The sequence below is a fragment of the Bradyrhizobium genosp. L genome (assembly GCF_015624485.1).
GTDB lineage: Bacteria > Pseudomonadota > Alphaproteobacteria > Rhizobiales > Xanthobacteraceae > Bradyrhizobium.
Window position 1 is genome coordinate 7,192,991 of the sequence record NZ_CP061378.1, and the last position, 13,488, is coordinate 7,206,478.

Consider the following 13,488-nt stretch of genomic DNA (forward strand, 5'->3'; position numbering starts at 1 on the left):
CGCCGTCACTCCGCCGCGATGCGGTGTTCGACCGGGTCCGGACGGTCGGCGGAGTAGAACTCCGCCATCTTGGTCACGAACTCGTCGACGAACACCTGGATGTCGCTGGTCAGGTCCTTGATGCGCGAGATCAGATAGTTGTAGCCGAACAGCGCCGGGATCGCGACGCCGAGGCCGGCAACGGTCGCCACCAGCGCGGCGGCGATACCGGGCGCGATCGCGTTGACGTTGACGTCGCCGCTCGCCGCGATCGCCGCGAACGTGATCATGACGCCGACCACGGTGCCGAGCAGGCCGAGGAACGGTCCGCCGGAGATCGCGATGGTCAGCACCACCATCAGGCGGTTGAGCCGCTGCATCTCCTTGACGACGCCGCTATCGAGCGACGCCCGGATCGCCGCGATCGAGGTCGCCGACAGCACCGGCGCGCGCTGCCCGTTATTGCCCGAGAAGCGATGGCGGATTTCGGCCGCGCCGATGTGATAGATGCGGTAGAGCGAGGAGGAGCGCATCATCTTGGCGTCGGCCTGGGTGAGGCGTCCGCCGAGCGTCGAGACATCGTCGGCATCACCGCGATCGAGCATGGTCAGATCGGCGGCGATCTCGCGGAACCCCCTCATGAACTGGTTGTTGGCCCGCGACTGCTTGTTGAGATACGAGGCTTTGTCGATCATCACCACCCAGCTGATCGCCGCCATAATCAGCAGGATGCCGATCACGACCCAGCCGTCGAGCGTCACCGATTTCAGGATCACCACGAAATAGCCGGACAGCCAGCTCGCGGTCTCCTCGTCGACGCTGAACGACATCAGCTTGGCCTGGTCGGGGCCCTGCCCGATCGCCATCACCTTGATCAGACCGGCGGGACGCGCGACCTTGCTGATCTGGAGCTCGTCGATGTCGCCGGCAAAGCCGGCCATTCCTGCGGCAGGCGCCGGCGCGGGCGTTGCCGCAGCGTCGGGTGCCGGCGTTGCCGCCGGAGCAGCACCACCGTCCGCAGCAGGCGCATCAGGGGGCGCTGATGGCGCGGCTGCGGACGGTGCCGTCGCAGGCGCGATCGGAGAAGCGCTGGAGGTCGACGAATCCCCCCCGATCAGGCCAACGGAATTGAGCGCCGGCACGGATGCGCCGAGCGTGGCGTAGGACACGCCGTCGAGATAGAGGGTGATCTGGTCGGGCGCCGCGACAACCGCGACATGATGCCAGCTGCCGGCCGCGATCGGCGCGCCGACGCCCGTGCGCTGCGTGCTGCCCGCGTTGGCGACTTCGACGAAGGGAATGCCGTTGTCGAGGCCGATCACCAGCGCGTTGGCGCCGTCACGCCGGCTGAACAGCGCGGTGTTCGGCTGCAACGCCGCCGGCTTGATCCAGGCCGACCAGGTCAGCGTGGCGTGATCGGGCCAGGCCAGCGACGTCGAGGCGGGCAAGGTCAGCGGCGTGCGGCCATCGAGCCGCAGCCCGGAGCCGATCAGCGCGCCGTCCGCCGGCTGGCCGACGCTCTGGGCGTTGTTGGCCCACACCGAGGAGTCGATCGCAGGCGTGCCGCGCTCATTGAAATGGTAGACCAGCTGGGTATCCGGATCGTAGGTCCCCTTGGGATCGCTGGTCGCGATCGCTTTCTTGTTGCCGTAATAGAGCCAGATATCCGTTCGGGCGCCGGGCGCCAGATTCGGCACCGAGACCCAGACCAGGGCCTCGCCGAGCAGGGAATCGAACTTCTCGATGTGATGCTTCAGCGGCGTCTTGTCGTCGCCGGCCACGAACCGCAGATCGCTGCCGTCGTCCTTTGCCACGCTGAAGCGGAAGTTGCCGACATGCAGCCGCACCAGCGTCGGAGCGCCGCCGATCGGATCGGTGATGTTGGCGCCGGAGGCGCTGACGTCGATGGTGATCTTCTTGCGCATCTGCCAATCATCGTTCCACCAGGCCTTTGCCGGCGAGAGCGACGTCAGCAGGGCGACGAAGCCGAGCAGCAGCCCCGTCGTGACATTCGCGATGTTTCGCCGCAGCGCCGCGCGGCGCATGCGCTGCTCGAAATTCAAACTCGTCCCCATCAGAATTCACCCCAAAACCGGAAATTCACGCGCGGGCTGTTTGCGTGCGTGTATGCCTGCGTCACCATCGGCACCGAATAGGCGACCATGCCGTTGAGATATTCGAACGCCTTGAATTTCGTCCCGACGCCGTAGCTCCACTCGACGAATGACGCCTGCTGATCGGGCAGCGGGTCGTGGATTGCGGCGTAGCCGCCATCCACGAAGGTGAAGAAGCGCCACTCATTGAGGGTGACGTAGCGCGGCTTGCCTTCGCCGGTCTCGTCCTTGAGCTGGGCCTGCAGCTTGCTGCCGACATCGGGACTGCGGATTTCGAAGTTGCCGACCACGCCGTTGTCGCCGAGCACCTCGGATTCGAGATAGCCGCGCACGGTGTCGAGACCGCCGAGGCTGAACTGCTCGCTCGACACCAGCGGGCCGTCGGAAATCTGGCCCTGCACCTTGCCGTAGAGCTGGAAGCCTTCCGGCAGCTCCTGGGTATGCGAGACGTCGGCATTGAAGTGGGTGAAGCTCGGCGAGGCGTGGGTGCGCTTGGCGTCGAACTCATCCAGCGGGCTGCTCAGCGGCCGGATGTTGTAGGTGATCCCGGCGTTGAACTGGGTCGTGAACTTTTCGTTCTGGAACGTCGCACCGTAAGTCGCGACGACGGGATAATAAGTGACCGGCGACGAGAAGCCGTCGGTGCCGAGGTTCACCGTCTGATCGAAATGCTTGTAGTCGATGCCGGCCGACAGCGTGTGGAACAGACCTTCGCGGGTCGGCAGCGTCATCACCGCACGCTCGCCGATGATCTCGCCGGGACCGATCACGTTGGTGCCGCCGACGGTCGCGACGTCGCTGCTCGACTTCACGCCGTAGGTGAGGAAGTTGAGCCAGTCGAAATCCGTCCGCGCCAGGTATGAAGCAGAGAACACTTCGGCATCGCTCGTGCGCTGCGGCGCGACCTGATAGGTGACGCTCAGCGAATGGCCGAGCTGCCACAGGTCGTCATAATGCACGGTGGCGGAGACGCGGAGCGGCGTCGTGGACGGCGATTGCCGGTTATTGATCTCGAGGCTGCCATGGATCGGCGCCTTGTCCTCGACCGTGAGATCGACGTCGACGGTGCCGGGCGTCACGCCGGCGCGCAGTGCGGGCGTCACCCGGCGATCCGGCCACTGGTTGAGCGACACGATATCCTTGGTGACGTCGCCGAAATTGGGGACGGTCCCCTCTTTCAGAGAAGGTGCGTGCTTCTTGATCTTGTCGAGATCGAAATAGCGCGAGTTCTTGACCCGCAAACGTCCGACCTTCAGCTCCGTCACCTTGAGGGTCACCAGACCGCTCTGCACGTTCTGCTGCGGGATGGCGACGCTGACGGTCTGAAAACCCTTGTCGTGATAAGCCTTTTCCAGCGCGGCCCGCGCCTTCTCAACATCGTCGGCGGTCTTGTTCGGGCCGAGGAAAGGATAGATCGCTTCCTCAACCTCGACCTGCGGCAGCGTGTCGGCGCCCTGCACGGCGAAATCGTCGATGTCGAATTTCTGCAGCGGTGCCGCCGGCTTTGGTGCCTGCGCGGCCGGCTTGCCATCCGCAGCCGGCTTGCCGGCATCCGCCGCTGGCGCTGCGGCGGCCGTTCCCTTTGCCGCGGCCGGCTCCTTTGCCGCGTGCGCCGGAACAACGATCGCCACCGCACCAACCACGGTGATCGCCGCCGCAGAGGCGCGCAATCCGCCCCGGCACCGCACGCGACAACGCAAATCCCACTGGTTTCTTCGACTACGCACCAAGTTTTGCTCGCTCCACGCAGGCGCGCGTCGTCGCGGCAGTACGGCCGGGACAACGACACCTCGTTGAGAAGACGGTTGGGCGACGGCAAACCCGCAAAAGAATTTGCAAGTCAGCGAAAGAAATTCTTGGATTGTTAGGGAATCAACACAGGCAACCGGGCTGGTGTGCCCCCGGTCAACTCATCAGCACCACGCCGCCGGGCAGCGATGTGATCCGTGCGCCGAACAGCTGCTCGACCTGGGCCACGAAATTATCCAGCTTGTCGAGCTGGAAGGTGCCGTTGACGAGCCGGCGGCTCAGTTCCGCACTGGTGATGATGATCTTGCCGGCGCGGTAGCGGTTCACTTCGTCCACGACACTCGAAAGCGGCCGGTCGCGAAAGATCAATAGTCCGGTCTGCCACGCCGTAACCTGGGTGGCGTCGACCGGACGCGAAGTCTGCAGTCCCGCGAGCGAATAGCTGACCTGCTCGGCCTTGCGCAACTGGATGGTGTGGCCGTCCTGCTCGACCGTCACGACGCCATCGATGCAGGTCACCGAAACCACCCCGTCGAGACAGCGTGCGTTGAAATCGGCCTGCACCGCGCTGATGCGCCCGTCGCGGGCCAGCATCACCAGCGGGATCGACGACGACCGCCTCGCCGTGACCGAGGCCTCGCCGGAGATCAGCTCGACCCGGGTCTCATTGGGCGCGGACCGCAATGCGAGGCTGGTCTGGGTGTTCAATTCGACCGAAATGTCCGGCGCCAGCGCCACCTTGCGCTGCTCACCCTTCCCGGTGCGGTAGTCGGCCGACAATTCCTCGATCGACGGCCACATGTCGAGCGGCGGACGGAACATGACATAGCCGGCAGCGGCGGCCATCGCACCGCCAAGCACGATACGGCGCGTGAACTGCGGCCGACGCGGCAATGCGGCAACGGTGCCGGCCGCGGCCTGCTCGCTGGCCAGCTCCTGCGCCGCGATCGAGGCGGTGCGGAGCAGGCTGGCGGCGGTCCTGAACGCCGCCTCATGGGCCGGGCTTTGCCCGCGCCAGCGTTGCAGCGCATCGACGTCCGCACGGGTCGGCGTACCGGTCTTCAGCCGGACAACCCAATCAAGGGCCTCGTCCAGCAACGGATCGGATTCGGATGGAGGGATCGGCTCGGTCACGACGGACTGCTCATCACCATGCTCGCCAAGGCCAAACCTTCTGATCGCATCGAATGCATCACATGCGGTAGGTCGCTGTATAAATGATTCCGGCGGTCTTCGGGCACCGCAATACGCGGTTGCGCACATCCGGCAATCCGGGGTTGCCCGGTGTCGCGTGATGGGCGGCTGGCGACCGCTCGCATGATGGATTGCATGTCGACCTGTTTTTCAACGGCTCGGCACTTCGAGCGAACCCCCTCGAGGCGCCGCAACGGTCCTCGCGAGACGGTTCTCTATTTCAATAGACGATTGAAAGCCCGCGATCCCGCAGAACGGATGTTAAAAATTACCGGCGACGATCTCAGGTACGGGGCCGCGGGCCGCCGAGCCGCCGGATCAATGTATAATCAAGACAGTTCGCGCAATGGCTCAAGGCGAGCTTCAAATCGCTTTCCACCGTTCTGACGCTGACGCCGAGCCGGGTCGCCACGTCGTGCGGCGATCGTCCCTCGATGGTAATGCTATGGAGCACGTCGCGCGGCCGGGCCGGCAATTCGGCCAGCGCGCGCTTGAAGGCGTCGACATCGGAGCGTGCTTCGACGATCCTTGCCGGGCTCGGCCCCTCGTCGCTGACGTCGAGCAACGCGTCGACCTCGGAGGCGCTGACCCGATAGTTCTGCGCCTTCTGACGATCCCTGGCGATATTGATGGCTATACGAAAGATATAGTCCGCCGGGCTGCGGATGGACACGGAGTCCGTGACCCGCTCCAGCCGCAGGAAGGTCTCGTGCAGGGCTTCATAAGCGAAGTCGGAAGATCCCAGCCGGCGCGTCAGTTTCTTGACGAGGCCGTCATAGTTCTCGACGAGCTGGCCCCGCAGCCGCACTCGGTTAATATCAGCCACGTTCCGCGGCCCCCCAGACACCAGCCCGATATCCAGATCAAATTGTTCTTACGCGCCAAAGTCGTATCGGCCACGGGCTACACATTTATGACGGTAACAAGTCGGCAATCGAAGGACATGCGACGTGCGGCAAGGAGATCACACCTGGCCGTCCGCGCGATGCTGTTGGCCTGCTGGTTGCTTGAGCAATCATCCCAACGGCGCTTCAGGACGGGTCGAACTCCAGCCAGATCTGAACGGTGAGCCGGCCGGGCAGCTCGGAGGGGATCGACGGCAACGGCTGGGCGCGCCGGATCGCATCCAGCGCAGCCTTGTCGAGCACGGCCTGACCGGAACTGGTCTTGACCCAGACGTCGAGCAGGGTGCCGTCGCGCTGCATAGAGAATAATGTCTCGACCGCCCCGTGCAGCCGCCCCAGCCGCGCCGCGCTCGGGTAGCGCTTGTAGCGGGCCACGTGATGAAGCAGGGCCTGCTGAAACTTGATGGCGACATTGTTGGGCGGCGCGTCGGCAGCCGATGGGGCCGGGCGCGGGCTCGGCACCGTCGTCTCGATTGGCGCCGGCTCCTGCGCCGGCGTCGATACCGAGGTGTCGGTCGCGGAATCGGAATTGTCCGTCGACACGTCGGTCTTGCTGGCAAGCGCGGCGGCCGGCGGCTGCGACACCGACGCAAGCGGGATCGGCGCGGGCGACGGGCGCGGCAGCAGCCGGACCTGCACGACCGAGTTCTGCTCCCGGCTCGACGGTCCCGCCGGCGGCTGCAGCCGGATCCAGTAAATTCCGCCGACGAACAGCAGGGTCGCGATGGTCGGCACCAGAAGCAGCCGGAGCACCTCGCGGGACGTCCAGGCACCTGGATCTTCGGGATGGAACAACGCGGTCACCGGGTTCACACCGGAAGCGCCATCGCGTCCGCTGGTACCACCGGCGTTCATTGCAACGATGTCACCCGGATTGCGATCCGCACCGGCAGCGGTGCATTGGCAGGCGTGGCCCGGCTGACGGTCAAGCCGTGCAGCGCCGTGGTGATGGCCGCATCGCGCGCCTGATCGCCAGTCGAGCGCTGTAACTGGGTCCGCTGAATCGTGCGCGAGGCGTCGATCCAGAGATCGACGATCAGCCGGTAACTACCGCCGCGGGTTCCGACATTTTTCTGCAGCGCCTTCTGGATGTCGACCTGCAAGCTCTCGTTGTAATCGTGCAGTGCGCCGGTGTCTTCGGCTTCATTGGTCGCCCGCACCTGCAGGGTGCCGAGCGACAAATCCGCCGTTGCAAGCGGATTGGCGGGCGGCCGATCCACCGACACGGTGCGCAAGGCCAGCGTGATGGCGTCGGGGCGGATGTACTGGACCTTCAGATCGGTTCCGCTCAGCAGCAGGTTCAGCGCGTCTTCGCGCGTCAGATTACCGTCGACCGGCGTCGATTTTCGGCCGGACGCCGAGCTGCTTTCATAGAGCACCTGCACGCCGGTGCGTTCGCCATAGGCCTGCAAGGCGCTCGCAAGCGGCTGAGCCGGAATGTGAAATTCGATCGGCGCCGGCGCCGCGAGCGTCTCGCGCTGCTGCGCTTCTGCCGCGCAGAAGCTGGCGATGATCAGGGTCACGCCGATCCCGAACCGATGCCGCAGTCGCGTGCCGGCCCCGGCCATATCAGGATTGGTCGCCGTGCCAGCACCAAATAAATCAATTGCTGTCATAGCCTTGCTTCGGCCCAAAGTGACCGTCGGTAAACTCGGCCAGCGTATGCTTTGATCAGCCTTCCGGCCAACGGACCAGCGTTGTTTATATCCGAAATGTGACGGCCATCTAACCGGCGACCGATGGGTCGGCAACGCCACCCGACAGCGCGGGCCGTTGTGGCAAACGCGCCTCAGTCAGCACCGTTTTGCGCCACGCCGAAGCAGGATCGTGCGTCCGAACATGATCATCGGCCGCTCGACCGTCCGGTAAACCAGCCATGACGCAATCAAAGTGAGGACGATGCAGATCAGCATCGTGAAGACGTCGCCGACCTGCCCGGTGAACGGCAGGAAGCGGTACACGACGACGTTCACGCACCAGTGGAACAGATACATCGAGTAGCTGATCAGCCCGATCCGCGCCAGCCAGATCGAACGCGGCCGATCGAAAAAGGCGGCTGCAAGGAAGACGACGAAGGCCAGCACATAGGCGGACAGAACGGGCGTCAACCCCTCCAGGATGAACTTGTCGCCGCGCGCCAGCGAGAATTCCGCGACCGACGGCACCGTGACGACCTGGGCCAGCGCGAGCGCCAGCACGGCAATGCCGGCGCCCTCGACACGCTCGGCCAGCCACAGCCGCAACAGCAGCGCGCTGCGGATGCGTCCGTCCTGTTGCTGGTAGATTTGCGTGCCCGCCATCGCCTCGTAGGAAGGAGAGCCCAGCACGAGCGCCTGCAGATAGTTCTCGAGGTCCGCGCCGGCCGGCTTGTCGGCACCCCTGAAAACCTTCAGGAAGAGCCGGGCGACGCCAGGCACATCGGCGGCGGTCATCGGCCGGACCGTGCCCTTGCGCGGAGCTTGCGCCTCGATCTGCGTTTGCGGCGTGGGCTGCAACATCAGCGCGATCCCACATCACGCGGATCCACGCTCCGGAAACCAGACTGGAATCTCAAACTCGGCATGCTTCGCCAATCGATGTGTTGCCCGATCAGGAGCGGCGTTCGTCAGGCGCCAATATCAACGTTCTTCAAATGCCGATGACATGCTTGCCCAGAGCCTCACCTCGCGATGCGCTCAGGCAGTCGTCATACGTCTTGCATCAAGACCCGAAGTCTTGCCCCGACGGCCCACACAGGCACGCGTCCTTGCGGCAAACCTTTCCGACTTCATGCGCGAGGCGTCAAGAAATTCAACTTGTGGCGGTTAATGCTGCCAATGCAGGCAGACGCGATGCGCCGACGAGCGCGCGATGACGAATTCGTTTCAGGTATCGGAAATTCTGATGTCTCGATCGCATCTGATGGGGATGAAACATCCAGCTATCGCGCGGCATCTACTGCTTGGGGCCCATGGTCCCCGTGATCTTGAGTCGCGCCGATCTCACCCAACCCTGAACGTCGTCGCCCGTCTTTGGGTTGACGTACATCACCGACGACCAGCCGTCATCGGTCTGCGCATAGGCAACGAGTTGATCGTTCGGGATCACGAAGACGCCGTTGATCGGACAGTGCAGGTTGGGCGCCGAATAGAACTGCAGCCGCCCGGTCCCCGTCACCACATTGGCGAGCGGCGGCGAGAAAATCGGAACACGGCTGGTGCCCTCCTTGGGCTCCTTGCAGCTCGCCGGCGTCTGCGCCTGGACGGACGCGCCCAGCACGGCCAAGATCATGGCGCTGCAGACGATCACGCCCCTGCCGAACATTGCTCGATCTCCCGACCACGCGAACGCGATCAACATACCGACGGTTTTGTCGCCGAATGTCCCCGGAAGGTTCTAACGCAGCGATAAGAATTGGCGGCGACTGCGGATGCAAACAGCTCACCTCGGTGTCATCACCCGCGCATGCGGGTGATCCAGTATTCCAGAGACAGCGGTTATTGCGCCGATGGGCCGCGGCGTACGGGGTCGCCTGGTTAAACCGGGCGATGACTGATACGGGTGGCGACGCAGCATCGTCCTCTCGACATCATTATCTGAGGCTTGCTCGCTCTTCCTAGCGCGGGCGAGACGGCGCGGACAGACCGGCGAGTTGGTCGATGCCGTCGCGGCGGCGATCGAAGGCGCCGAGGACGTCGCCCTGCAGCACCCTTCCACCCGATAATTTGATCCGAAACGGATCGACGTTGCGGCCGTTGATCCTGACCTCGTAATAGAGATGCGGACCGGTCGAGAGCCCGGTCGATCCGACATAGGCGATGGTCTCGCCCTGACGGACCCGGTCGCCCACCTTCAGCCCGTGCGGGAAATTGGCGACATGGGCATAGGTGGTCTCGTAGCCGCGATCATGGAGCAGGCGGACATATTTGCCGTAGCCACGCTGGAAACCGAACGTCTCGACGACGCCGGCGCCGGCTGCCGCAATCGGCGAACCGAACGGCGCCGCGAAATCGACGCCCTCATGGAAGCGGCGGTCGCCCAGGATCGGATGGATGCGCCAGCCGAAGCCGTCGCCGAGGCGGCCGTTGACGACCGGCTTGCGCAACAGGAATTTGGTGATGGAATGGCCGGCCTCATCGTAGAAGTCCGAGCTGCCATCGTCGGGCGCATTGAAACGGTAGTAGCGATGCGTCTGCCCGGCGGCCGTCAAGTCGACGAACACCAGCTCCGGCTGGCCGAGCTCGTTGGGCGCGTAGATGATCTTGGCGAGGTCGCCCTCGCCGAGCGGCTCATCGAGGTCGAAATCGCGGCCGCAGAGCCGCATCAGCTCGGCGACAACGGCCTCGTCGACGTGATTGGACCGCGCGAGCGCGTTGAGCCCGTCACGCAAGCTTTCGCCGGACAGAAGACGCGTGTCGACGGTATCGCGCAGCGCTCCGGCGTTGTGTGACGCGGTGCCCGGCTGCTCCGGTGCGATCGCCTGGTAGTCGCCGGCATCGGTGCGGCCGACGGCAAAGACGCTGGCGTCCGGCAACGCGATCGACACCTTCAAGATATGGCCGCGTGGCGCAGCGGCATCCGCCGTCTGCTCGGTCACCTTGATCTTCTCGCCGCCGGACAGCGGCCCGCGCGCGCCGGGCCACGGGAAGGCGGCCAGGATCGCCGGCTCGTCCTCGGTACCCGCCGCCACCGCGTGGAGGATGGCGGCCAGCGTGTCACCTTGCCGGGCGATCACGACATGTCGATGGCTGTCGGACGGCAGCAGAGATTTCGGAACGCTGCTGACATTGAGCGCCTTGCCGATCGCAAGCAGCGACGCAGGCGCCTCCGCATCGTCGGCATAGGAGCTGACACTGCCGGACAACGCGTGCCGCGACGAACTGCCGAGCTTGATCGGCGACGCCTGCGACGGCGGCGCGTCCTGCGGAAGGACATGCGGCTTGTTCGAATCATCTGCGGCCGGCGCCTCGCCGTCCTCCGGATCGATCTCCGCAAGCCGCGCCGACACGCGCGTGAAGGGACGAACCGATCCGGCGTCGCCCAGTTGCTCGATCCGGATTGCGGATGAATTGCCGTCTTTGCTCGACTTCCGATCCAGGCGGTCACCGCGCCGCGCCTCGTCGACCATCTGCGCGAGGCGCTGCAAGGAGACCACCGGCGACATCGCGAATTGCGCGCGATCGCCAAGAACAGCACGCAGCGCGCCGCCAAACAGCACCACAGCCGCAGCGCCCATCAGCATGGTTGCGGCCATCCAGCGCAAACTGACGGCGCGTCGATCCGGCAACGCGCCATCGCTGCCCAGCGGCGGTTCGTCGCTCGACGGGATGGCGTGCAAGTGATGCGCGTACACCCGCGCTGCCCGCACGTCGCTGCGGCTGGTCATCGCCGTCCCCTGGTCCCGCCGGCTCGCTTTCGCGCGACGTCCCGGCCGAGCTCTTCGTTGGACGCGCGCAGCGTTGAGTGAGGCCTGTCTGAGGCGATTGTTTGACGTTGGTTCGAATTGGCCCGTCGCGGGCTCAACCCGCGAGGTCAGCGGTGCCAGAGGGTTGCCCCTCCGCCCTCCAGTCCGCCACGGCCGCATCGAGGCGGATGCGATCATCTGCCGACACCACCTTGCAGATTTTCATGAACAGATCTCGAAGGGCAGGAAGTTTGCCATCTGCACCAGCATAAGTGCGAAGCGCGAGCGCCGCCCAGATATAGGCCTGCTCCAGATTTCTCGGCGTCGCCGTCCCCTCGAACAGCACTGCGGCCAGCGTATGCATCGCGTTTGGCTGCCGACGTTTGGCGGCCGCTGCCAGCCAGTTCAACCCCTTGGTGACATCGCGCTCGACCCCATGGCCGTTCAGGTAACACAAGCCGGCTCCGTTCATGCCGGCACTGTTGCCCCGTTCCGCTGACGCGATGAACCAGCGAAGCGCCGCGGGGAAATCGACGGGGCCGCCATTGCTCCCTGTCAGCAGGACGGCCAGGTTCACCTGAGCGGACACGACGCCTTGAGCTGCACCGATCTCGTAGAGCCTGCGGGCCTCCACCGGGTCCTTTGGTACGCCCCGCCCGTATTCATACAGCCTGCCAAGATACGCTGCGGCATGGGCGTGCCCCTGAGCCAAGGCCCTGTGAAACCAGGACGCGGCAATGGCGTAATCTTGCGAGACACCACGGCCCAGATGATAGCACCGGCCGAGATAGTACTGGGCGTGCGCGTCACCCAGATCGGCCGCTTTGCGAAACCAGCGAACGGCCAGATTGTCATCGCGCGGCACCGACTTGCCGCTCCAGTATAGCAACCCAAGCTGACGCTGCGCGGGTGCGTCTCCCAAATTGGACGCAGCCTCGTACAGGCGCAGCGACTCGACGCGGTCCTGTGGAACGCCTCGGCCGATCCAATAGAGATGGGCAAGGCAGTGAACCGCCGACGGGTGTTGTTGCTCAGCGGCCAGTCGGAACCATTTCAAGGCTTCCGCGTCGTCGACCTCGACGCCGATGCCGTCGCGATAGGAGACCGCCAGTTCGCCCTGGGCAGCTGCCAAGCCTTGCTCAGCAGCGGCCCTCAACCATCGCACCGCCTGCGCCGGAGCTGCAGGGACCCCCTCACCTGATCGAAGAATACGCCCCAAAGCGAGCTGAGCCCCTGGGTCGCCATGCTCAGCGGCAACTTCAAAACATCGACACGCCTCGGCCGGGTCTTTCGGTATCCCAAGACCTTGCCAATACAGCATGGCCAACTCATGTGCCGCGCGCCAGTCGCCTCCGTCCAGCGCCGCACGGTACCAACGCACTGCGGTGACACGGTCCTGTGGCACCTGGTGGCCGGCATCATAGAGCTGCGCCAGACTCAACTGGGCGCTCGCATCGCCGGACTCCGCACGTCTCAACAGCACCGGCAACCAGAGTCGCTCCTCCAGCTTGACCAGAGGATCCTTGCGTTTGGATCCCAGGCGGCTGCGCGGCTTGTTGATCCGGTCGTACAATCCGGTCCGGTCGACGATCTCCAGCAGCTGCTCGACAGGCAATGTGTCGTCTCGGGCCAGCAGTCGGATCAGCCAATCGGCGAAGTGCAACTCGTCCCGCAACGAGAGTGCGCCGTCGGCGAGCGCTTTTGCGAACAGCGATGCGCCGACACTGATGTTCCCGGACGCAAACGCGTTCGCAATGGCCTGACCGATCGCCTTCGCTGGAGGCTCCGTGACATCGATGCGCGCGCCGTCAACAACCCGGCTGACGGATTCGCGCGGGGATGGTTGCTGCACGGGCGGCTGCTCCGGTGCACCAGGCCGCAGGCGATGAAACAGCTCGTCAAAGGACTGAGGCGCAGATTTCGGTGAAGAATCCTCGGGAACAGGGCCGTCCCCGCGGAAGGCGAACTGTTCGCTGCGGTCTGCAACCGTCGCATCCGAACGCGCGGCCCAGGCCAGCGCCGCATCATAGGCTTCGCGCAGGCGCAGAAACCCGGCGCGATCGTCGTCGGGCCGGGTCTGCTTCAGCCGCAGCGCGTAGGCCTTGCGTATCGCACCGCTATCCTTGGTCGGCTCGATGCCCAGCGTGTCCCACGGCGACATCGG

Annotated in this window: 10 protein-coding genes; all 10 read right to left on the bottom strand. The window is 64.9% G+C overall.

Annotated elements, in window-relative coordinates; translation table 11 throughout:
• Nucleotides 1–5: 5 nt before the first annotated feature.
• The 10 genes from IC762_RS34190 to IC762_RS34235 all read right to left on the bottom strand — a co-directional run bounded on the left by IC762_RS34190 (nt 6) and on the right by IC762_RS34235 (nt 13,485).
• A complete protein-coding gene (locus IC762_RS34190) occupies nt 6–2,054 on the bottom strand; it encodes a DUF2341 domain-containing protein (protein WP_195786463.1) in 2,049 nt (682 codons plus the stop codon).
• Nucleotides 2,054–3,724, bottom strand: coding sequence for a ShlB/FhaC/HecB family hemolysin secretion/activation protein (locus IC762_RS34195; protein ID WP_246801365.1), 1,671 nt, complete (start codon nt 3,722–3,724; stop codon nt 2,054–2,056). The genes IC762_RS34190 and IC762_RS34195 overlap by 1 nt, the downstream gene beginning before the upstream one ends.
• Nucleotides 3,725–3,998: 274 nt before the next feature.
• A complete protein-coding gene (locus tag IC762_RS34200; RefSeq protein ID WP_246801366.1) occupies nt 3,999–4,976 on the bottom strand; it encodes a FecR family protein in 978 nt (325 codons plus the stop codon).
• 343 nt (nt 4,977–5,319) lie between these two features.
• Entirely contained in the window at nt 5,320–5,883 is a 564-nt protein-coding gene (locus tag IC762_RS34205) for an RNA polymerase sigma factor (RefSeq protein ID WP_246801367.1), read from the bottom strand.
• Nucleotides 5,884–6,067: 184 nt separating this feature from the next.
• Entirely contained in the window at nt 6,068–6,745 is a 678-nt protein-coding gene (locus IC762_RS34210; RefSeq protein ID WP_246801368.1) for an energy transducer TonB family protein, read from the bottom strand.
• Nucleotides 6,746–6,792: 47 nt separating this feature from the next.
• Entirely contained in the window at nt 6,793–7,557 is a 765-nt protein-coding gene (locus tag IC762_RS34215) for an STN domain-containing protein (protein WP_195786467.1), read from the bottom strand.
• A 177-nt stretch (nt 7,558–7,734) separates the two neighbouring features.
• Nucleotides 7,735–8,439: an acyltransferase family protein gene (locus IC762_RS34220; protein WP_195786468.1), complete on the bottom strand. Its 705-nt coding sequence runs from the start codon at nt 8,437–8,439 to the stop codon at nt 7,735–7,737.
• Between the two features lie 436 nt (nt 8,440–8,875).
• A complete protein-coding gene (locus tag IC762_RS34225) occupies nt 8,876–9,244 on the bottom strand; it encodes a hypothetical protein (protein ID WP_195786469.1) in 369 nt (122 codons plus the stop codon).
• A 292-nt stretch (nt 9,245–9,536) separates the two neighbouring features.
• Nucleotides 9,537–11,306 (bottom strand): M23 family metallopeptidase, encoded by a 1,770-nt coding sequence (locus IC762_RS34230; RefSeq protein ID WP_195786470.1) that lies wholly within the window; start codon nt 11,304–11,306, stop codon nt 9,537–9,539.
• A 133-nt stretch (nt 11,307–11,439) separates the two neighbouring features.
• Nucleotides 11,440–13,485: a tetratricopeptide repeat protein gene (locus tag IC762_RS34235; protein WP_195786471.1), complete on the bottom strand. Its 2,046-nt coding sequence runs from the start codon at nt 13,483–13,485 to the stop codon at nt 11,440–11,442.
• Between the last annotated feature and the right edge of the window lie 3 nt (nt 13,486–13,488).